Annotated in this window: 22 protein-coding genes; 16 read left to right on the forward strand and 6 right to left on the reverse strand. The window is 64.7% G+C overall.

All coding sequences use genetic code 11. The features are described 5' to 3' along the window. Window positions 1–2: 2 nt before the first annotated feature. Window positions 3–623, reverse strand: coding sequence for a pyridoxamine 5'-phosphate oxidase (gene pdxH, locus C8J33_RS08200; protein WP_132663680.1), 621 nt, complete (start codon window positions 621–623; stop codon window positions 3–5). A gap of 102 nt (window positions 624–725) precedes the next feature. Here pdxH and C8J33_RS08205 point away from each other — a divergent pair, with 102 nt between their 5' ends. The 4 genes from C8J33_RS08205 to C8J33_RS08220 all read left to right on the forward strand — a co-directional run bounded on the left by C8J33_RS08205 (window position 726) and on the right by C8J33_RS08220 (window position 4,246). Then, window positions 726–1,172, forward strand: a complete 447-nt coding sequence (locus tag C8J33_RS08205; RefSeq protein ID WP_245507090.1) for an RT0821/Lpp0805 family surface protein — start codon at window positions 726–728, stop codon at window positions 1,170–1,172. Between the two features lie 138 nt (window positions 1,173–1,310). Further along, a complete protein-coding gene (locus C8J33_RS08210; protein WP_165929760.1) occupies window positions 1,311–2,456 on the forward strand; it encodes a DnaJ C-terminal domain-containing protein in 1,146 nt (381 codons plus the stop codon). Between the two features lie 287 nt (window positions 2,457–2,743). Next, a complete protein-coding gene (gene fabI / locus C8J33_RS08215) occupies window positions 2,744–3,562 on the forward strand; it encodes an enoyl-ACP reductase FabI (protein ID WP_092932534.1) in 819 nt (272 codons plus the stop codon). Between the two features lie 99 nt (window positions 3,563–3,661). Further along, window positions 3,662–4,246: a histidine phosphatase family protein gene (locus C8J33_RS08220; protein ID WP_132663682.1), complete on the forward strand. Its 585-nt coding sequence runs from the start codon at window positions 3,662–3,664 to the stop codon at window positions 4,244–4,246. Window positions 4,247–4,256: 10 nt separating this feature from the next. Here the strand turns inward: C8J33_RS08220 and C8J33_RS08225 are convergent, their stop codons facing one another. After that, the gene (locus tag C8J33_RS08225) at window positions 4,257–4,517 is read right to left on the reverse strand and encodes a DUF1344 domain-containing protein (RefSeq protein WP_110726688.1); all 261 of its coding nucleotides are present in this window, start codon (window positions 4,515–4,517) and stop codon (window positions 4,257–4,259) included. Window positions 4,518–4,788: 271 nt separating this feature from the next. On the opposite strand from C8J33_RS08225, the gene C8J33_RS08230 reads away from it, so the two are divergent. The 5 genes from C8J33_RS08230 (at window position 4,789) to C8J33_RS08250 (ending at window position 10,534) form a co-directional block, all read left to right on the forward strand. Further along, window positions 4,789–7,491 carry a bifunctional diguanylate cyclase/phosphodiesterase gene (locus tag C8J33_RS08230; RefSeq protein ID WP_132663683.1) on the forward strand — a complete coding sequence of 901 codons (2,703 nt, stop codon included), beginning with the start codon at window positions 4,789–4,791 and terminating at the stop codon, window positions 7,489–7,491. A gap of 133 nt (window positions 7,492–7,624) precedes the next feature. Continuing rightward, window positions 7,625–8,722, forward strand: coding sequence for a chorismate synthase (gene aroC, locus C8J33_RS08235; protein WP_132663684.1), 1,098 nt, complete (start codon window positions 7,625–7,627; stop codon window positions 8,720–8,722). A 69-nt stretch (window positions 8,723–8,791) separates the two neighbouring features. After that, window positions 8,792–9,892, forward strand: coding sequence for a 3,4-dihydroxy-2-butanone-4-phosphate synthase (gene ribB / locus C8J33_RS08240; RefSeq protein ID WP_132663685.1), 1,101 nt, complete (start codon window positions 8,792–8,794; stop codon window positions 9,890–9,892). Between the two features lie 38 nt (window positions 9,893–9,930). Then, window positions 9,931–10,257: a type II toxin-antitoxin system RelE/ParE family toxin gene (locus C8J33_RS08245; RefSeq protein WP_132663686.1), complete on the forward strand. Its 327-nt coding sequence runs from the start codon at window positions 9,931–9,933 to the stop codon at window positions 10,255–10,257. Further along, a complete protein-coding gene (locus C8J33_RS08250; protein ID WP_132663687.1) occupies window positions 10,250–10,534 on the forward strand; it encodes a helix-turn-helix domain-containing protein in 285 nt (94 codons plus the stop codon). Before C8J33_RS08245 ends, C8J33_RS08250 begins: the two co-directional genes overlap by 8 nt. A gap of 87 nt (window positions 10,535–10,621) precedes the next feature. Here C8J33_RS08250 and C8J33_RS08255 read toward each other — a convergent pair whose 3' ends face one another. From C8J33_RS08255 to C8J33_RS08265, 3 genes are all read right to left on the reverse strand, one after another. Then, window positions 10,622–10,948 carry a HepT-like ribonuclease domain-containing protein gene (locus tag C8J33_RS08255; RefSeq protein WP_110732809.1) on the reverse strand — a complete coding sequence of 109 codons (327 nt, stop codon included), beginning with the start codon at window positions 10,946–10,948 and terminating at the stop codon, window positions 10,622–10,624. Between the two features lie 41 nt (window positions 10,949–10,989). Then, the gene (locus C8J33_RS08260) at window positions 10,990–11,280 is read right to left on the reverse strand and encodes a nucleotidyltransferase family protein (RefSeq protein WP_110732810.1); all 291 of its coding nucleotides are present in this window, start codon (window positions 11,278–11,280) and stop codon (window positions 10,990–10,992) included. Window positions 11,281–11,356: 76 nt separating this feature from the next. Continuing rightward, window positions 11,357–12,547 (reverse strand): winged helix-turn-helix domain-containing protein, encoded by a 1,191-nt coding sequence (locus tag C8J33_RS08265; RefSeq protein WP_132663688.1) that lies wholly within the window; start codon window positions 12,545–12,547, stop codon window positions 11,357–11,359. A gap of 105 nt (window positions 12,548–12,652) precedes the next feature. Between C8J33_RS08265 and C8J33_RS08270 the strand changes: the two genes are divergently transcribed. From C8J33_RS08270 to C8J33_RS08290, 5 genes are all read left to right on the forward strand, one after another. Beyond that, window positions 12,653–13,333 (forward strand): energy-coupling factor ABC transporter ATP-binding protein, encoded by a 681-nt coding sequence (locus C8J33_RS08270; RefSeq protein ID WP_132663689.1) that lies wholly within the window; start codon window positions 12,653–12,655, stop codon window positions 13,331–13,333. Continuing rightward, window positions 13,330–13,932, forward strand: a complete 603-nt coding sequence (locus C8J33_RS08275) for an energy-coupling factor transporter transmembrane component T family protein (RefSeq protein WP_165929799.1) — start codon at window positions 13,330–13,332, stop codon at window positions 13,930–13,932. The genes C8J33_RS08270 and C8J33_RS08275 overlap by 4 nt, the downstream gene beginning before the upstream one ends. Before the next feature lie 36 nt (window positions 13,933–13,968). Next, window positions 13,969–14,532 (forward strand): biotin transporter BioY, encoded by a 564-nt coding sequence (locus C8J33_RS08280; RefSeq protein WP_110799864.1) that lies wholly within the window; start codon window positions 13,969–13,971, stop codon window positions 14,530–14,532. Window positions 14,533–14,618: 86 nt separating this feature from the next. Continuing rightward, window positions 14,619–15,548, forward strand: a complete 930-nt coding sequence (locus C8J33_RS08285; protein WP_110726702.1) for a histone deacetylase family protein — start codon at window positions 14,619–14,621, stop codon at window positions 15,546–15,548. Between the two features lie 5 nt (window positions 15,549–15,553). Then, window positions 15,554–15,847: an exodeoxyribonuclease VII small subunit gene (locus C8J33_RS08290; protein ID WP_110800121.1), complete on the forward strand. Its 294-nt coding sequence runs from the start codon at window positions 15,554–15,556 to the stop codon at window positions 15,845–15,847. On the opposite strand, the gene C8J33_RS08295 is transcribed toward C8J33_RS08290, so the two are convergent. Then, on the reverse strand, window positions 15,848–17,017 hold the full coding sequence (locus C8J33_RS08295) for a thioesterase domain-containing protein (protein ID WP_165929761.1): 1,170 nt from the start codon (window positions 17,015–17,017) through the stop codon (window positions 15,848–15,850). A gap of 276 nt (window positions 17,018–17,293) precedes the next feature. Here C8J33_RS08295 and C8J33_RS08300 point away from each other — a divergent pair, with 276 nt between their 5' ends. Then, on the forward strand, window positions 17,294–18,652 hold the full coding sequence (locus C8J33_RS08300; protein WP_132663692.1) for an APC family permease: 1,359 nt from the start codon (window positions 17,294–17,296) through the stop codon (window positions 18,650–18,652). Between the two features lie 279 nt (window positions 18,653–18,931). After that, on the forward strand, window positions 18,932–20,860 hold the full coding sequence (gene dxs, locus C8J33_RS08305) for a 1-deoxy-D-xylulose-5-phosphate synthase (RefSeq protein WP_132663693.1): 1,929 nt from the start codon (window positions 18,932–18,934) through the stop codon (window positions 20,858–20,860). The last annotated feature ends 63 nt before the right edge of the window (window positions 20,861–20,923 follow it).

A 20,923-nucleotide genomic window follows, 5' to 3' on the forward strand; every position in this document is an offset into this window, starting at 1 on the left:
CCTCAGGGATACATTCGCACCTTGGACCAGTCGCCGGCGGTTTCGGGCCGGCGGAACTCGATGCGGTCGTGCAGGCGGAAGGCGCCGTCCTTCCAGAACTCGATCGACACCGGACGGATGCGGAAGCCGGACCAGTAAGGCGGGCGCTTGATCTCGCCGATCGGGTGGCGGGCGGTGAACTCGGCGACCGCTTTCTCCAGCGCGAAGCGGCTTTCGAGCGGGCGGGACTGCTTGGAGGCCCAGGCGCCGATGCGGCTGCCGCGGGCGCGCGACTGGTAATAGGCGTCGGCCTCCGCGTCGCTGACGATCTCGACCGTGCCGCGCAGGCGCACCTGCCGGCGCAGGCTCTTCCAGTGGAAGCACATCGCCGCCTTGCGGGTCGCCAGGATCTCGCTGCCCTTCTGGCTTTCGAAATTGGTGTAGAACACGAAACCGTCGGCGTCGAAGTCCTTCAGCAGCACCATGCGGACATTGGGCAGGCCATCCGGATCGACGGTGGCGAGCGCAACGGCGTTGGGGTCGTTGATCTCGGTTTCCTGCGCCTCCTTCAGCCAGGTGCCGAACAGCGTAAAGGGTTCGTTTTCCTCGGTGAAGTCACCAGTTGTTAACCGGATTTCCGTCATATTCCGTTTCCAATGCAGGCTGCCGATGCTGACCTCACATGTAGGCCGCGGACATGCCGTTTCGAGCGACACCGTAGCCATTTCCAGTCCGACAGGGTGACCGTGAAAGACATAGCAAAACGCGTCTGCGACACCAAGCTCTTCTCGCGCCTTGCGGGAGCGATGACGCTTGGGCTCTGCGTGGCCGGGCTCTCCGGCTGCATGGGCAACGGGATCGGCCTCGGCGACGCCGCCGGCGTCGACAGCGTCCGCACCGGTTCCATCCCCGCCCCGCCCAGCCCCGCGATGATCGATGCCGCCGCCGTGCAGACCGCGGTTTCCACCGCCGATGTGCGCGAGGTCGCCGGCAACCCCATTCCCTGGGCCAATGCGCAATCCGGCAGCGCCGGCGTCATCTCCAGCATTGAGGAGCAGACCGTCGGAGGCGTGGTGTGCCGCCGTTTCACGACGACGCGCCATTCCTATCAGGGCATCGCCAAGTTCGACGGCAATACCTGCCGGACGGGCGACGGCGACTGGACGCTGACCAGCTTTGCGCGGCGCAGCTGACCCTTTCGCAAAGGCTTTCTTAACCCTCTGCGCACATATGCGTCCGGGTTCTGCCGCAATAAACCTGTCCTTAAGGCGCTTCTTTTCATCATCCCCACCGGCAATGGCGACCCGGCCAACGCTGGACGAGGATGAACGATGAAGATGTCGATGCAGGACCCCTATGCCGTCCTCGGCGTGCGCCGCAATGCCGGCCCCGACGAGATCAAGGCCGCATGGCGCGCCGTGGCGAAGGCCGTGCATCCCGACCAGAACCGTGAAGATCCAAACGCCACCGCCCGCTTTGCCGAGGCTGGCCGCGCCTACGAGGTCCTGAAGGACCCACAGATGCGCAACCGCTACGACCAGGCCCGCCGCAATGCGGACCTGCGCCGCATGGAGGAAATGAAGCGCCGCGCCAACCCCTCGGCACCCGAACAGGCCGTCGGCCCGGAAACGGCCGAGGAGGCGGTATCGCGCATCTTCGGGACGGACGGCGGCAAGCCCGAGGCAGCGAAAACCACTGCCCCGAAGCCTGCGGCGGCACGCCCTGCCCCGCCTCCGAGAAACGAAGCACCGGCCGAGGCGAAGGTCGCGGAGGAGGCTGCGGCCGAGACCGCCACTGACGCTCCGGCAAGCCATGTGCCCTTCGGCCCGGGCATTCTTGCCCGCGCTGCGGCACCGGCGGCCGAGATCGTCTCCAGCCTCTTCCGCCGGATCTTGCCGGCATCCTCGCTCGAGGGCGGCGAAAAGGCATCCGACAAGGCGCATGAAAAGGCCGGCGAAAAGCCTGCCGCCGACCGCGTTCCGGATCTCGTCTGCGAGGCCGTGGCGACGGTGGAGGACCTGTTCCGCAGGCGGCGCGTGACGGCGGCGCTGCCCGACGGACAGGTGCTGAAGGTGGCGCTGCCGGCCGGCACGAGCGATGGGAGCCTCATTCGCCTGCGGGAACAGGGCTATCGGCAGGGCATTGCCCGCGGCGATGCGCTCGTCAGCATCCGTGTCGCGCGGCATGAGCAGTTCCGCGTCGACGGCACGGACGTGCACACCACCCTCTCCCTATCGCTGCACGACGCCGTGCTCGGCTGCACCACGACGGTCGCGACCGTCACCGGACAGGCATCGCTCGTCGTGCCCCCATGGTCGGGCCCGGACAGGCCGCTGCGCATCCCGGACCAGGGCCTGCCGACGGCCGACGGCCAGCGTGGCGCCCTGATCGTCGAACTCAGCCTGACCCTGAGCGCGCGTCCTGACCAGAAGCTGATGGACCTCATGCGCAGCCAGCGCGACGGACTGGTGCTCTGACGCCTCTTTACCGCGCCCTTCACACAGCTTGCGCGTGAAATTCTCCCCCTTCGTGACGAACATGCGACATTCACAGTGGACACTGACCGTTTGTTACCGGTCCTAACAGTTCCTGATCCTCCCCAAGCTTGAACGCCTTGTGAGCCTATGCCATAGCGAGGCCTCGCGAACCGGACCGCCCCTCGCAGACGAGCGGGTGCGGACGCGTTCCGGGCAGTCAATTTTCAGAGACGATTTCGGCTGGCGCCTGGCCGGTCCGATCCAAAAGGCATTCGGGGACAGACACGATGGCGCAGACATCCGGTTTGATGAGTGGAAAGCGCGGCGTGATCATGGGCGTCGCCAATAACAGGTCGATCGCCTGGGGCATCGCCAAGGCGATCCATGCGCAGGGTGCCGAGATCGCGTTCACCTACCAGGGCGATGCCCTGAAGAAGCGCGTCGAGCCGCTAGCGGCCGAACTCGGCGGCATTCTCGCCGGCCATTGCGACGTGTCCGACGAAGCCAGCATCGACGCCGTCTTCGACCATATCGAGAAGACCTGGGGCAAGATCGACTTCGTCGTCCACGCCATCGGCTTTTCCGACAAGGACGAACTGACCGGCCGCTACGTCGATACCTCGCCCGACAACTTCGCCAAGACCATGCAGATCTCGGTCTACTCCTTCACCTCGGTCGCGCGCCGCGCGGAAAAGCTGATGACGGATGGCGGATCGCTGCTGACCATGACCTATTACGGCGCCGAAAAGGTCATGCCGAACTACAACGTCATGGGCGTTGCGAAGGCAGCACTGGAAGCCAGCGTAAAATATCTCGCGGTCGATCTCGGCCCGAAGAACATCCGCGTCAACGCCATCTCCGCCGGCCCGATCAAGACGCTGGCCGCCTCCGGCATCGGCGACTTCCGCTATATCCTGAAGTGGAACGAGTACAATGCACCGCTGCGCCGCACTGTAACGATCGACGAGGTTGGCGATGTCGGTCTCTACATGCTGTCGGATCTCTCGCGGTCGGTGACCGGCGAAGTGCACCATGCCGATAGCGGCTACCATGTCGTCGGCATGAAGGCGGTCGACGCGCCGGATATCGCCGTCGTCAAGGACTGACGTCCGCTCTTCGATCGCGCATCGCCACGCGGCCGGCCTGTGATCCGGCCTTTCCGTGGGATGCGCGTCGCGCCCTCCCCCACAGTCAGGCAATTCCTTATGTTGATCTATATGATCCGTCACGGCCAGACCGATTGGAACGCGGAAATCCGCCTCCAGGGCCAGAAGGACATTCCGCTCAACGATACGGGGCGTAACCAAGCGCGCGGCAATGGCCGGGCGCTGGCCGACATCCTCGGCACGCAAGCGATCGCGTTCGACTATGTGGCAAGCCCGCTCGGGCGGACGCGCGAGACGATGGAGCTGCTGCGCGGCGCGATGGGGCTCGCGCCCGAGGCCTACCGGACCGACGACCGTCTGAAGGAGGTTTCCTTCGGCGACTGGGAAGGGTTCACGCTGGAAGAGCTGGAGGCGCGCGTGCCGGAGCGGGTCGCCGAGCGCGAGGCCTCCAAGTGGGACTTCATTCCCCCCGGCGACGACGCGGAAAGCTACGAGATCCTCTCCTGGCGCATCGCATCCTGGATGAAGGACGTCACGGTTCCCACCGTCTGCGTCAGCCATGGCGGCGTCATCCGCAGCGTCTTCAAGCTTCTCGGCGCCATGGCGCCCGAGGAGGCCTCGATGGGCGCCATTCCGCAGGACCGGATATTGAAGATCGAGAACGGAACGGTCGGCTGGGTCTGAAAAGACCCTTCTACTGAACGACTTCGAGATCGTTGATGACGCGCTTGCCGTCGACTTCCGTGTAGAACACGACGACCTTGACGCCGGCCTTCAGGCCTTCGAAATTGAATTCTTCCGGCGCCTGATAGCTCTTGCCGTCATCCAGCGAGAGGCTGAGCCGCTCGGTGTCGATGCCCGTGATCGTGGCTTCGATATCGGCGCTATCGGCAAATGCCGCGAGCGGCGAGAAGAAACTGGCGGTCGCCATCAATGTCGCAACGACGAAACGCATACCAAGTCTCCCTCTTGACCGTTTGATTCACTGTTCGAATATGATGCAGTTTTTGGGCGCCGATTGTGGCAAAAATTCACCAAGCTTGTGACAATCCGATGAGCATGTGACGGCGAACCAGGTTAGCGCGAACATGGTTAGCAAAGTCTTGACGTCGCTCCAGGCTGCTTTGCAACCCGCTGGCCACCCCATTGCATAAGAGGATCTTAATCTTCGGGCACTACCGTCGGGCGAGTTCACACGGTGGACGAGCGCACAGGGAACGGGTCACATGGCGGGAATTGGGGACGCTGTTCGCGCCAGAGCGTCGATCTTCGTGCGCTTCACCCGTTCCTCCATCATCCCGTCGCTCCTAGCGACGCTGATCCTGCTTGCCGTCGGGCATTTCTATCAGGCACAGAACAGCACGAACTTCCGCGAAGCACTGAGAAGCGACGTCCAGAGCACGCTGCGCCTTGCCGAGGCGCAGATCCAGGCGAATATCGACAGCAATACCGTCGCCCTTTCCGGCCTTGCGAACGATATCGCCCTCGATGGCGACATATCCTCCGCCCGGTTCGCCGCGCTCGCCACGAAAATCATGGAGCGCAATCCCGGCATCCGCCGGATCAGCCTTGCGCCCGGCGGTGTCATTTCCCGGGTCATGCCATCCATGGAGCACGCCCGGATGGCGGGCATGCGGCTCGACAGGTTCTACTCCCAACGCAGCGCATCGCAACGAGCGCAGGCCCATGGGCGCGCCGCCATCGGCAGCCTGCTCGTGCTTCCCGACGGCTCCACGGGTTTCGACGTCTACACGCCGGTCTTCTACAGCCCCGACGGCGTGCCCGCTCTCTGGGGCTTCGTCGAGGCGGTGATCGACGAAAGCGCCGTCTATCTGGGCGCGAATCTAACGACCGGGGCCGGACGCGGCGCGGTGGCCGCCGGCAGGAGCACGCCGGTGATGCTCGGTATTCGCGACATTTCCGATTCCGCCAATATCGGCGATGCCTTCTTCGGTACGAATGCGACGTTTCATGCCGAGGCGGTGCTGCAGAATGTCGTTCTGCCCGGGGGCACGTGGCAGCTCGCCGGCGCGCCCGTCGGCGGCTTCGACCAGCGGCCCGACAACCAGCAACAGATCGCGCTGACGATCATGGCCTTCGCCATGATCGTGATCGTGCCGATCGTGCTGACATTCGGGCTGATGGGCGAACGCCGGCGCGCCATCACCGCGCTCGACCGTCGCAACCGGGAATTCCTGGCCATGTCGCAGCGGCTCAATCTGGCGCTCGAATGTTCCAGCTTCGGGGTGTGGGAGATCGACCTGGAGACGCGGCTGCGCACCTGGGACGACCGGATGTACAGCCTCCACGGCCTTCCATCGCGCAACGGCGCGCCCGGACCGATCTGCTGGAAAGCGAACATTCATCCCGACGACCTGCCGCACGCGGAAGAGGTGCTGAACAATACGGTGATGTTCTTCGAGCGGTACCAGACGGACTATCGCGTCGTCCTGCCGACGGGCACGCGCCATATCCGCCACATCGGCTCGGTCAACATGGGGGCCGACCGCCGCAAGACGGTGACCGGCCTCAGCTGGGACATTACCGAGGACGTGCGCCTGACGAACGCGATGATGGAAGCCAAGGCCTTTGCCGAGGCGCAGTCGGCGGAACTGGCCGCGGCCAAGGACCGGATCGAGCACAATGCGCTTCACGACCCGCTGACCGGGCTCGGCAACCGGCGCATGCTCGATGCCGCGCTCGCCGCCCTTCTGGAGCGGGATGCCGAGCGCGCCACCGACGTGGCCCTGCTGCATCTCGACCTCGACCGCTTCAAGCAGATCAACGACACGCTCGGCCATGCCGCAGGCGACGCCATGCTGGTGCACGCCTCGCAGGTGCTGAAGACGGAGGCCGGGCCGGACGATCTGGTCGCGCGGATCGGCGGCGACGAATTCGTCGTTCTCGTGCCGAACCCGGTCCCGGGGAAGCTGGAAGCGCTCTCCGACAGGATCATCACCCGGATGCGCCAGCCCGTCGATTACGAGGGCTTTTCCTGTCGTTTCGGCGTCAGCGTCGGCATTGCCGTCGGCCGCGGTGCGGACGCCGATCTCGGACGGCTGCTGGTCAACGCCGATATCGCGCTCTACCGCGCCAAGGAGAAGGGCCGCAATCGCTACGAATTCTTCAGCGAGGCGCTCCAGTCCGAGATCTTCAACAGCAAGCGCATCGGCGACGAAATCCTCGAAGGCATCGAGCGCGGCGAATTCACGGCTTGGTATCAGCCGCAGTTCGACGCGGAAACGCTGGAGCTCTGCGGGGTCGAGGCGCTGATCCGCTGGAACCATCCGCGCGACGGCGTGCTGACGCCCGACCGGTTCCTGTCGATCGCCGAGGACCTGAACGTCGTGGCCACGCTCGACCAGATCGTGATGGAGCGCGCGCTGATCGACCTCATGCACTGGACGGCCGCCGGGATCTCCATTCCTAGAATCTCCGTCAACGTCTCGGCGCGGCGACTGCGGGACGAGGCGCTGCTCGACACGCTCTCCAACCTCGCATTCGCGCCGGGACAGCTCTGTTTCGAACTCGTGGAGGCGATTTTTCTGGATGGCGACGACGAGATCATCACGGCCAACATCGCCGGCATCGTCGCGCTCGGCATCGATATCGAGCTCGACGATTTCGGCACCGGCCACACCTCGATCGTCAGCCTCTTGAAGATCAAGCCGAAGCGGCTGAAGATCGACCGGCAGCTGGTCTCCCCCATCACCCACGCGCCCCGCGAGCAGGCGCTGGTGCGGGCGATCATCGAGATCGGCCGGTCGCTGGGCATCGGGACGGTGGCCGAAGGCGTGGAGACGCTGGCGCATGCCGAAATGCTCGCCGTCCTCGGCTGCGACATTCTGCAGGGCTATGCCTTCTCCAAGCCGCTGCCGGCCGACCGGCTCGCGGATCTCGCGGCGGCGAAGTGGCAGCTCGCCTCTTAACGGACCTCTCGCCGGCATCCCCTGTTTTTCTGTGCAAAGCGTTTCCGCCTTGCGACTTATGCAGTAAGAGTGTCCGCCAGAGAACGGGCGCTGCCAGTGGAGGCCGCCCGCAGCAGATAATGGTTGCCGCAGCATGTCGCATAATACGTTCGGTCATCTCTTCCGCGTCACCACATGGGGCGAAAGCCACGGTACGGCGCTCGGTTGTGTCGTGGATGGGTGCCCTCCGGGCATTCGCTTCACTTTGGCCGAGCTGCAGGCCTGGATGGACAAACGCAAGCCGGGCCAGTCGCGCTTCGTCACCCAGCGGCGCGAGGACGATCTGGTGCGCGTGCTCTCCGGCGTGATGCCGGATGCGGACGGCGAGACGCTGATCACCACGGGCACGCCGATCTCCATGCTGATCGAGAACACCGACCAGCGCTCCAAGGACTATGGCGAGATCGCCCGGCGCTACCGCCCGGGCCATGCCGACTACACCTACGACCTGAAATACGGCATTCGCGACTATCGCGGCGGCGGGCGCTCCTCCGCCCGCGAGACGGCAGCAAGGGTTGCAGCCGGCGGGCTGGCGCGGCGCGTGGTGCCGGGCCTCACCGTGCGCGCAGCGCTGGTGCAGATCGGCCAGCACAAAATCGACCGGGCGAACTGGGACTGGTCGGAGGTGGGCAACAATCCGTTCTTCGCGCCGGACCCGGCGATCGTCCCCGTCTGGGAAGACTACCTCGACGGCATCCGCAAAGCCGGCTCCTCCGTCGGCGCCATCATCGAGGTTGTGGCGGAGGGCGTGCCTGCCGGCATCGGCGCGCCGATCTATGCAAAGCTCGACCAGGATATCGCCTCGAACCTGATGTCCATCAACGCGGTCAAGGGCGTGGAGATCGGCAACGGCTTTGCGGCTGCCGGCATCACCGGCGAGGAAAATGCCGACGAAATGCGGATCGGCCCGGATGGCAAGCCGGTGTTCCTCTCCAATCACGCCGGCGGCATTCTCGGCGGCATCGCCACCGGAGAGCCCGTCGTCGCGCGTTTCGCCATCAAGCCGACCTCCTCGATCCTTTCCGAGCGCCGCTCCATCGACGCGGACGGCCAGGAGGTGGACGTGCGCACCAAGGGCCGCCACGACCCCTGCGTCGGCATCCGCGCCGTTCCGATCGGCGAAGCCATGGTCGCCTGCGCGATCGCCGACCACTACCTGCGCGACCGCGGCCAGACCGGTCGCCTCGATTAGTCAAACGGTCGGGCCAGCCGACAAGACCCTGCGGCCCGAGCGGCCATGCGAAACGAGAGGATTCCATCCATGTCCTTCGACCAGAAGCGCGTCGTCGATGCCATCCGGGCCTTCGAGGCCGGCGAAATCGTCGTCGTCACCGACGATGACGGCCGGGAGAACGAGGGCGACCTGATCGTTGCCGCCGTCCACTGCACGGCCGAGAAGATGGCCTTCATCGTGCGCCACACCTCCGGCATCGTCTGCGCGCCCATGCCCAAGGAAGAGGCCAAGCGGCTGAACCTCAACGCCATGGTGGCCGACAACGACAGCGCCCACACCACCGCCTTCACCGTCAGCGTCGATTTCAAGCATGGCACGACGACCGGTATCTCGGCCGACGACCGGACGCTGACCGTGCGCAATCTTGCCAATCCCAATGCCGGTGCCGCCGATTTCGTCCGGCCGGGCCATATCTTTCCGCTGGTATCGCGCGAAGGCGGCGTGCTGATGCGCTCCGGCCATACGGAAGCAGCCGTCGATCTCTGCAAGCTCGCCAGCCTGCCGCTGATCGGCGTGATTTCGGAACTCGTCAACGACAATGGCACGGTCATGCGCGGGCCCGAGGTCGCGGCCTTTGCGGAAGCGCATGGCCTCAAGCAACTCTCCGTCGCCGATCTCATCGCCTATCGCCAGCGCAAGGAAACGCTGATCGACCGCGGCGACGTCTTCGACATCGAGACGCCGTTCGGCATGGCCAAGGGCCACGCCTTCTCCCTGCCCTGGGACCCGATGCAGCACCTCGCCGTCGTCTTCGGCGATATCCGCGATGGCGTCGATATTCCGGTGCGGCTGCATCTGGAAAATGTCGGCGCCGATGTCTTCGGCAAGCAGGGCCAGCTCGACCACATCCTCCAGCGCATCTCCGACTACGGCCGCGGCGTCGTCGTCTATCTCCGCGAAGGCTCCGTCGGCGTCGGCGCGTCACAGACCGCGCGCAAGGGCATGCAGAACCGCGAAGGCCACAGCGAAGCCCAGGCCCGCGACAGCGAATGGCTCGAAATCGGCCTCGGCGCCCAGATCCTGAAAGACCTCGGCATCTCCTCGATCAAGCTCCTTTCCACCCGCGAGCGGCACTATGTCGGGCTGGAAGGGTTCGGGATCGAGATTTCGGAGACGGTGATTTTGTGAGGTCTTGCGGACTGTATCGAATTTGATACAGTTAGGGCATGAAGCCCGTTTCATTTCTTGGAGATAGCCGGGATGTGCTGCGGCATTTCCCGGAATCGGTTCGCTACCGTGCCGGCGTTGCGCTTCGAACGCTGCAACACGGCCTCGACCCTGCGGACTGGAAACCGATGAAGGCGATCGGTTCCGGTGTACGGGAAATCCGAATCCGAGACGAAACGGGGGCCTTTCGGATCATCTACCTCGCGACGCTTGCGGATCGTGTTCTCGTGCTGCACGCGTTCCAGAAGAAGACACAGGCAACCTCGCAGCGCGATCTCAATCTGGCAGCGACACGTCTCAGAAACTGGCAGGCATCTCATGGATGAAACGTTCGACAATGTCTTCGACGCGCTTTCGGACACTGCTGCGGAAGCTGCCAATCTAACGGCTCGCGCCGACCTGATGATCGGCATCCGGCAGAAGGTGACAAGCTGGGACATCCCTCAGGAACAGGCTGCCGTGCGGCTCGGCCTGACACGTCCGCGTCTGAACGACCTGATGCGCGGCAAGGTCGATAAGTTCTCACTCGACGCCCTCGTCAATATCGCGACGGCTGCCGGCTTCAAGCTGCGCATCGCGCTCGACGAGCCGCATGCGGCCTGACAGGTGTGCGGCCAGATCTTGGTTCATCAAGGATTTCGGCAAGTCCTTAAGTAATGGCGAGGACCGGCTTCGGCTGATCGGGAGGCGTCAGGCGCCGCGGTGGTCCTCTGCGGCGGCCTCTATCACGTCGGGGAGCATCGTGATCAACGCAGGAACCGCCTGTTCCAGAGTCGCCCAGATCGTATCGAAATTGAGCGTCGAGAAGCCATGAGCGATGTGGTTCCTCATTCCCTTCATATTCGGCCAAGGCATATGCGGAAACCGGTCGGCGAAAAGACGGTGATCCTGAAGGATGCGGGCCGAGCACTCACCGATGATGAGAAGATTGAAAAGGCACGCCTGGCGCGTCTTCTGGTCTGCAAGAAATTGCTCGCGGCTCATGCCATCACAAAATCGGGACGCCCAGAGAGCCATGTCTTGCATTTCACGCAGATGCAGAACGGCTCGTCTTGAACTCATACAGGCACGGCCTCGTCCAGCACCTTTGCCCGGAGCCCCTCCGGCAAACCGCCTGGCGTCAGCACATAGACCTGCGTGCCGAAAAGCTCCTCCAGCTCGACCTGAAGTCCGCCGAGATCGAGGAGCGTGGTGCCGGGGCGATCGTCGACGAGGAATTCGAGTTCGTCGCCTTCCGCCTCGCCGTTCTCTCCTGCAGCACCGACGATCCGGGGGTTGGACAGGTGAAAGCGGCGGACCAGCGCGTGGACGGCTTCGCGGTGTTTCTCAACGGCGGCGGACGGCTTCATCTTCGGTCCTCTGGGTGGCTCTTATCATGCGCTCGCCTCGGCATCGTACAACAGATGCCGCTGAAATAAAACAGCCCTACCCCCTCGCCCCCTCCAGCCACACCACCTGCTCGACACCGGCAAAGCGGGCGATGCGGGCGAGTTCGGCGTCGAGGCGGGCGTCGCGGCCTGAAGAAGCTCGAATGCCCGGTTCCCACCAGAGGCGCTTGACCTCCAGCAAGCCCGCCTTGCGGTTGGCCTTCATGTCGATGCGGCCGATGAGACGGTCGCCTTCGAGGAGCGGGAAGACGTAGTAGCCGTACTGGCGCTTCGGCTCGGGCACGAAGATCTCGATGCGATAGGTAAAACCGAACAGGCGCTCGGTGCGGGCGCGATCCCGCAGGAGCGGATCGAACGGGCTGAGGACGCGAAGGCGGGCCGGCGGGTCTTCGAGGTCGCCGAGGGTATCGGGGAAGCCGGCGAGCGCATGGGCGGCGCGCGGACGGCTGCCGTCGGCGGGCTCGATCACCACGGATTGCAGCTCGTGGGCGTGGGACAGCACCCATTGCCGCGCGTCTTCCGGCGAGATCAGCGCGAAGAAGGCGGCGAGTTCGCCGTGGGTGGCAAAGCCGAGACGCTCGAGCGCCGCCCGGCAGCACCAGTCGATGAAGGCCTCGCGGTCCACCTCGCCTAATCGATAGGTCTCGGGGATCACGCGTTCGGTCAGATCGTAAATCTTCTGGAAGCTGTCGCGGCCGGCAATCGCCAGTCTGCCGGTGCGCCAGAGATATTCGAGCGCGGTCTTGGAAGGGTGCCAGTTCCACCAGCCGCCGGAGGTGCGGTCCTCGTATTTGAAATCGCGCGCGAGCACGCGGCCGGTCTCGGTGATCTGCTTCAGCGTGTCGTCGAAGACATCCTCGAACCCCGCCTCCCGCCATTTCCGCCAGCGCTCCACCAGCGTCTCGCTTTCGCTCGCGAAGCGATGCTTCCAGTAGACGAAGAAGGCGCTGGGAATGATCGAGGCGTCATGCGTCCAGTGCTCGAACAGCGCGCCGTCCTTCTCCAGAAGGGCTGTCAGATGCTCGGGCCGATAGGTCTGGCTGCGGGCGTGGAGAATCATATGGTGGGCGCGCTCCACCGTGGAGATGCTGTCCACCTGCACGAAGCCGATCTTCGTGATGAGGTCGAGCAGGCCGGCCTTCGTCAGCGCCCGGTTGGGCGGCGATGCCAGCCCTTGGCGGTTGAGGAAGATGCGGCGGGCATCGCGGTTGGATACGAGAATCGTCATGTTTTTGATCATGCTTTGTTCTGACGAAGAATCAACTCCCGCTTTGCCTTTTGCCCGCGTTCGCCTATGAACCGGCGATCCACTGCGACATCCGAGGAGACGGGATTGGAGATCCGCTTTGCCGATTGCAGCATTCGTTATGGCGAGACCGTCGCGCTGCATCCGCTCGACCTCGCGCTCACCGAGCGGCGGATCGGGGTGATCGGGCTCAATGGGTCGGGCAAGACGACCTTTGCGCGGGCCATCAACGGCCTCGTCAAGCCGAGCCGGGGCCACGTGACGGTGAACGGGCTCGATACGGTCGCGGATGGCCCGGCCGTTCTCGGCACGGTCGGCTTCATCTTCCAGAACCCGCAAAACCAGCTGATCCTGCCGATCGTCGCCGACGATATCGCGCTTGGGCTGAAGAGCCGGGGCGTTGGGAAAGCGGAGGTCGCGGCGCGGGTCGAGGGCATTCTCATGCGGTTCGGTATCGAGCATCTGGCGCGGCGGCGGGTGCATGCCCTGTCGGGCGGGGAGACGCAGCTGGTGGCCATGGCAAGCGTGCTGGTGACCGAACCCGACATCCTCATTCTCGACGAGCCAACCAACCAGCTGGACCTCAAGAACCGGAAGCGGGTGATCGACACGCTGGCGAGCCTCGACGAGGCGGCCATCGTCGTCAGTCACGACCTGTCGCTGATCGAGAGCTTCGAGCGCGTGCTTCTGTTCCACGAAGGCCGCCTGATCGCCGACGGCATACCGGGGGATGTCGTAAAGGCCTATGAGGCGGTGGCGCTGTGCTGAAGAGCCTGCATGTCGAGGGCGCGACGCTGCTGCACCGGCTGTCCGTGCGCACCAAGCTCGCGGTCCTGTTCGTCGCCAGCCTTGCGGTCTTTCTCACGGTCGATCCGTTCGTTCTCGGCGGGGCGGTTCTGCTCTCGGCGCTCGTCTTCGCCACGGTGGGCGTGTCGTTTTCTGAAGGCCTGTCGCGGCTTGCCTGGCCGCTCGTCTCCATCGGGCTTGTGGCGGGAGCAACGGCTTTCTTCGAGACGCCAGTTCACGGTCTCGTCGTCCTCTTCCGGTTCGCCACGCTCATTCTCCTTGCCGCCACCGTCACGGCCTCGACAGAGGTGGGCGACTTCATGGAGGAGATCACCCGGCTGATGATGCCGTTCGAGCGGCTGGGGCTCGTCAATGCCGCCGATATCGGGCTGGCGCTGGGGCTGGTGCTGCGCTTCGTGCCGGAGATCTCGACGCGATACGAGAGCCTGCGGGAAGCGCATGCGGCGCGGGGCCTGCCCGTGCGCCCGCTGAAAATGCTGGCGCCGTTGATCATCCTCACGCTGAAAGATGCCGACATGATTGCGATGGCCATTGACGCACGGGGCCTGCGGCGTCACTAATCGGCCTCCATCAGCAACTCGTGAAAGGAGAGGCGAATGTCGACGCGCGACCTGGTTCTGACCGCCCTGTTTACTGCCATCATCATCGTCCTCGGCATCATCCCGCCGATCACGCTCGCCTTCGTGCCGGTGCCGATCACCGCGCAGTCGATGGGCGTCATGCTAGCCGGCTGCATCATCGGTGCCAAGCGCGGTGCGCTCGCCTATCTCCTCCTCATCCTCATGGTGGCCGTCGGCCTGCCGGTCCTTTCGGGCGGCCGCGGCGGGCTCGCCGTCCTTGCCGGCCCGACCGGCGGTTACATCGCGGGCTGGGTTCTGGGCACCTTCGTCACCGGCCTCGTCGCCGAACGGATCGTTCGCGAAACCCAGGGCGGCGCACGCCAGATCGCTGGCTTCTTCCTCGCCTCGATCATCGGCGGCATCGGCGTCGTCTACCTCATGGGCACGATCTGGCTGGCCATCAACACCGGCATGGGCTTCGTGGCCGCTCTCTCGGCAAACGCCGTCTTCCTGCCGGGTGACATCCTCAAGGCCGGCATCGCAGCACTTGCCGCCCGCGCCGTCCTCGTCGGCTATCCCCTGCTGCCGCAGCGGAGCTGACCGGAACCAAGCCTGAAGAGGGAACGGGCGGGGAAAAGCCGGCAAGGTGCTGGACCCTGCCTCTTTAGCGCTCTAGCTTGGCGCCCATGACAACCATCCTCTACGAAAACCCCATCTTCCTCGAGCATCAGGTGCCCGAGGGCCACCCGGAACGGCCGGATCGGCTGCGGGCGCTCAATCTGGCGCTGGAGCACGAGCGGTTTTCCGATCTTGTCCGCAAACAAGCACCGCAGGGCAACGAGGATCTCGTGCTGCTTGCCCATCCGGAAGAGCACCTGCGGGCTGTGATGTCGGTGATCCCCGAAGAGGGCATCAACAGTTTCGAGGCCGATACGCATGCGAGCCCCGCGAGCCTGCAGGCGGCGCTGACCGGCATCGGCGGCGCGGTGGCTGCGGTGGACGCGGTTTTCACCGGCAAGGCCGACAATGTCTTCGTCGCCTCCCGCCCGCCCGGGCACCATGCCGAGAAGATGAAGGCCATGGGCTTCTGCTTCTTCAACAATGCCGCCATCGCCGCGCGGCATGCCCAGCGCGTGCACGGGGCCGAGCGCGTGGCGATCGTCGATTGGGACGTGCACCACGGTAACGGCACGCAGGACATCTTCTATGACGATGCCTCCGTCCTCTTCTGTTCGACGCACCAGATGCCGCTCTATCCCGGCACCGGCGCGAAGGACGAGACCGGCACCCACAACACCATCGTCAACGCGCCGCTTTCCCCCGATACCGGCAGCGAGCATTTTCGCGAGGCGTTCAAGTCGCGCGTGCTGCCGGCGCTCGAGCGTTTCCAGCCGGATCTCATCATCATCTCGGCCGGGTTCGATGCCCATCACCGCGATCCGCTGGCGCAGATCAACCTCGTCGGCGACGATTTCGACTGGGCGACCGGCCGGTTGCTTGACGTTGCGGGCAAGCATGCCAGCAACCGCATCGTCAGCCTGCTCGAAGGCGGCTATGACCTCGTGGGGCTCGCCGAATCGGCGGGTCTTCATATCCAGCGCCTGATGAGGGGATGACCGCCATGGCAAACGAGACACGCACGCAATCACCAAGCGCTGGCCCGGCGGAGCCTTCCGGCCCGGCCGATGTCGCCTCGCTGTCCTTCGAGCGAGCCGTCGAGGAACTGGAATCGATCGTATCAGCGCTGGAGCGCGGCGATGTCGCCCTCGACCGCTCGATCGAGTTCTACGAGCGCGGGGAAGCGCTGAAGAAGCATTGCGAGGCCCTGCTCAACGCGGCCGAAAACCGCATCGAGAAGATTCGCCTCGACCGCGCCGGCAAGCCGCAGGGTGTGGAGCCGCTGGACGGCAACTGATCAGGCGGCCGCGCTTTTCGCGGGCGCGGATGTTTCCGATGCCGATATGGGTTCCGATATGGGTATGAGCCGCAGATGCATGTCCATCACGGCGGCAAGCTTGCGGGCCTTTCTGGCGACGATCATGCTGAGATGGTTGCCCGAGGCCGAGACCCATCTCGCCTCCGGCAGGTAGGCCTTCCAGATGCGCCTGGCGTTGCAATCGATCGGCGAGCCGGACGTCGAGGCAAAGAAGACAAGCGGTCCATCATAGACGCTCGGCCTGTAGAGGCCTTTCATCTGCAGCAATTGACGGGCGCAGGCATCGTAAGCGGGGGTATAGCCGCCTGCCCATTGCGGCGCGTAGAGCGGGTAATCCGACCGACGCGGATTGCGAAAGCGGAAGAAGAGTTGGTGGCCACGCCGCGGCGGGCTGTGATGCGAGGCGGAGACGTCGAGACCCGGACGCGGGGCTTCGACACCGGCATCGCCTTGACGCTCCGCCGACGGCTTGCCGCGGCGCAGGGCGCGGCCTGCCAGTTTCCCGAGCACCGACTTCACCTGCCGCGTGATCGTCCGGCGCATCAGCCCGGCCCAGAGCAGGAGCGGCCAGCTATGATCGTTCTGCGGCGGATCGAGCAGCATCAGCGCCTCGATCACGTCGCCATCCGCCCGCGCCCGGCGGGCAAGCTCCAGTGCCAGCACGCCGCCGAAGGAGTAACCCGCGAGACGATAAGGCCCCTCCGGCTGGATGGTCTTCATGGCGCGATAGGCGCATTCGACCTCGTCGGCGACCTCAGGCGGAGAGCAGGCCGGCCGGCCGAAATCCGTCAGCGTGATGCCGTAGATCGCGCCCTCGAAGGTCAAGGCATCGACAAGGTCCTGCGTCTCCAGAAAGCAGTTCACGCCCCCGGCAAAGAGGAAGAGCGGGCGCGTGCGGTCGCCCTCGCGCAAAAGCAGAATCTTGTCGGTCGGCTGCACGCAACCCTGCCCGATCGCCTCGACGATCGCGCGGGGCGTGCGGTGGAGGTAGAACACGTTGACGTCGAGTTCGATCCCGGTCTGCATCCATAACTGCTTGATAAGCGCGAGCGCCTTGTTGGCGTTCAGGCCTTTGGCCACCAGATCGTCATCGGCGGCAATGGCGGTGCGCATCGTTTGCTGGCACAGGCCTGTCAGTGTCGCGAGCATCCCGTTCATCCCATGTTCGAATGCCGGAGGTCCGACCACCCGTTCGCGCCTGTCGCCGCGTCATGACTTGGATATAGACACTTCGAATTACCAAAGCGTTGAATAGGACATGCTCCATGCGTGTCCTTTCAACATCATACGTCCCGCGTGCCAGCCGGGAATATGCAACCCTGAGGCGATTTCGAATTTCCTCATGGTCTTACCGGATGCATCTTTCCTTCGCGGCTGGCAGAGCTATGTCATTGCGAACAACATCCATGGGAGAAGGGGTTTCCGATGACGGGGCAGGAGAAACAGACGACGCAACCCGAACTGAAGCGCGTGATGGGGCCGGGGCTCCTGCTGCTCTTCATCATCGGGGATATTCTCGGCACCGGCATCTATGCGCTGACCGGACAGGTCGCGGCCAAAGTCGGCGGCATCGTCTGGCTGCCCTTCCTGATCGCCTTCGCGGTCGCGCTGCTCACCGCCTTCAGCTATCTCGAACTCGTGACGAAGTATCCGAAGGCGGCGGGCGCCGCGCTCTATACCCACAAGGCCTTCGGCGTGCATTTTCTCACCTTCATCGTCGCCTTCGCGGTGATGTCGTCGGGCATCACCTCTGCCTCCACGGCGGCGCGGGCGTTTTCCGCCAACTTCACGGCGGCGCTTGGGCTCGATGTGGGCGATGGCATGGTTGTGCTGATCGCGGTCCTGTTTCTCGTACTTGTCGCCGCCATCAACTTTCGCGGCGTCGGGGAGAGCGTGAAGCTGAATGTCGGGCTGACGATGATCGAGCTGACGGGCCTGCTGATCATCATCGGCATCGGCTTCTGGGCGATTTTTCACGGTCAGGGCGACGTGTCGCGCGTCACGACCTTTACGCCCGCTGGGGATAGCGGCGTGTTCTGGTCGGTCATCGCCGCCACCACGCTCGCCTTTTTCGCCATGGTGGGCTTCGAGGATTCCGTCAACATGGCCGAGGAGTGCAAGGATCCGAGCCGGATCTTTCCGAAGGTTCTCCTGACCGGCCTGCTCATCACCGGCGTCATCTATGTGCTTGTGTCCATCGCCGCCATCACGCTCGTGCCTGCCGGCGAACTGAGCGAAGGCGAGACGCCGCTGCTCAAAGTCGTGCAGGCCGGCGCGCCCGGCTTTCCCATCAGCATCTTCGGCGTCATCACCATGCTCGCGGTCGCCAACTCCGCGCTGATCAACATGATGATGGCAAGCCGGCTGCTCTATGGCATGGCCCGCGAAGACGTCATTCCTGCCATTCTCGGCCGCGTGCATCATGGACGCCAGACGCCCTATATCGCCATCGGCTTTACCACGCTGCTGGCCGTCGGCCTGCTGATCTTTGCCGGCGGCGTTCCCCAACTCGGGGGAACGACGGCGCTGCTGTTGCTCTGCGTCTTCGCCATCGTCAACATCGCCGTGCTGGTGCTGCGCAAGGATACGGTGGAGCACAAGCACTTCCGCATTCCCACGGTCTTCCCGGTGCTAGGCGCGCTGACCTGCACCTTCCTCGCCGGCCCGTGGACCGGGCGCGATCCCGTCCAGTACCTCATCGCCGGCGCGCTTCTCAGCATCGGCGTGGTGCTCTGGCTTGCCACCGTCACCATCATGCGCCGGACGAATGCCGCGCGCGCCTGATGCGCCCGGCCCTGAACGTTCAGGGCCGAACATTCAAGGTCGAACTTTGTTGTAGGATCGAGACGGGGGTTCCGGTATCCTGACCGTCGCCCCTTGATGCAGATTCGGGAGCGGATCGTCCTTACCGACCGATCTGCCGCATGGCCTTTTTCGGACACTGCACCATCGTGCGGATGTTGCGGCGACGGGCTTTTGCAATTCCGGCGAATTGCGATTAAGACGCCTTTTTGCGAATGATTTCTATCGCGGCCTACCAACGACCGCGGGTATGAGGACAGCGTGACCCAACCGAACTCCCCGCCGTCGACGCCGCTTCTGGACAAGGTCAACCTGCCCCGGGATCTGAAAGCGATCGACGACAAGGACCTACCGCAGCTTGCCGGAGAACTGCGCGCCGAGATGATCGACGCCGTATCGCGCACCGGGGGCCACCTGGGCGCCGGCCTCGGCGTGGTCGAGTTGACCATCGCCATCCACAAGGTGTTCGACACGCCGCACGACCGGCTGATCTTCGACGTCGGCCACCAGTGCTATCCCCACAAGATCCTGACCGGCCGCCGCGACCGCATCCGTACCCTGCGGCAGGAAAACGGCCTCTCCGGCTTCACCCGCCGGGCCGAAAGCGAATACGACCCCTTCGGCGCCGCGCACTCCTCCACCTCGATCTCAGCCGGCCTCGGCATGGCTGTGGCCTCCGAGCTGCAGGGCGTGAAGCGCAACGTCATCTCCGTCATCGGCGACGGGGCGATGTCGGCCGGCATGGCCTACGAGGCGCTGAACAATGCCGGCGCGCTCGATGCCCGGCTGATCGTGATCCTCAACGACAACGACATGTCGATCGCGCCGCCGACCGGCGCCATGAGCGCCTATCTGGCGCGGCTCGCCTCCGGGCGGACCTATATGGGCTTCCGCGAGCTCGGCAAGAAGCTGACGGCCTATCTCGGCAAGTCGATCGACCGCGCCATTACCCGCGCGGTGGAGCATGCCCGCGGCTATGTGACCGGCGGCACGCTGTTCGAGGAGCTGGGTTTCTACCATATCGGGCCGATCGACGGGCACTCCTTCGAGCACCTGCTGCCGGTGCTGCGCAACGTGCGCGACAATGCGCATGGCCCCGTGCTGATCCATGTCGTGACGCAGAAGGGCAAGGGCTACGCGCCGGCCGAGGCTGCCGCCGACAAATATCACGGCGTCAACACCTTCGACGTCATCACCGGGGCGCAGGCCAAGGCCAAGCCGAATGCACCGTCCTATACCGCCGTCTTCGCCGAGACGCTGGTGCAGGAGGCCAACGAGGACGAGCGGATCGTCGCGGTGACCGCCGCCATGCCGAACGGCACCGGACTCGACAAGTTCGCGCTGGCCCATCCGACCCGCATCTTCGACGTCGGCATCGCCGAGCAGCATGCCGTGACCTTTGCGGCCGGTCTTGCGACGGAGGGGCTGAAGCCTTTCGCGGCGCTCTACTCCACCTTCCTGCAGCGCGGCTACGACCAGGTCGTCCATGACGTTGCGATCCAGGGGCTGCCGGTGCGCTTTCCCATTGACCGCGCCGGTTTCGTCGGTGCGGATGGCCCGACGCATGCCGGCTCGTTCGACACGACCTATCTTGCCGCCCTGCCCGGCTTCGTGGTGATGGCCGCGGCCGACGAGGCCGAGCTGAAGCATATGGTGCGCACCGCCGCTGCCTATGACGAGGGTCCGATTTCCTTCCGCTACCCGCGCGGCGAGGGCGTCGGCATCGACATGCCGGTTCGTGGCGAGATTCTCGAGATCGGCCGGGGCCGCATCGTCAAGGAAGGCACGAAGGTCGCCCTGCTCTCCTTCGGCACGCGGCTCGCTGATTGTCTGCTGGCGGCGGAAGACCTCGACGCTTCGGGGCTTTCCACGACGGTCGCCGATGCGCGCTTTGCCAAGCCCCTGGATCACGACCTCATCCGCCGCCTTGCCCGCGAGCACGAGGTGCTGATCACCATCGAGGAAGGCTCGGTCGGCGGCTTCGGCAGCCATGTGCTGCAGTTTCTGGCGCTGGAAGGCCTGATGGATTCGGGCCTGAAGGTGCGACCGATGGTGCTGCCGGACATCTGGATGGAGCAGAGCAAGCAGGAGGCCATGTATGCCCAGGCAGGCCTCGACCGCGCCGGCATCGTCTCCACCGTGTTTCGCGCGCTCGGGCAGAAGCGCGTCGGCCGCGACGCCGCGGGCTAACCTCGGACGCTTATGATGGGGCGCTACGCCGCCGAGATCCGTGCGATATGACGCAAAAGGCTT

Origin of the sequence: Rhizobium sp. PP-CC-3G-465, assembly GCF_004343445.1 — a bacterium.
GTDB classification, from domain to species: domain Bacteria; phylum Pseudomonadota; class Alphaproteobacteria; order Rhizobiales; family Rhizobiaceae; genus Ferranicluibacter; species Ferranicluibacter rubi.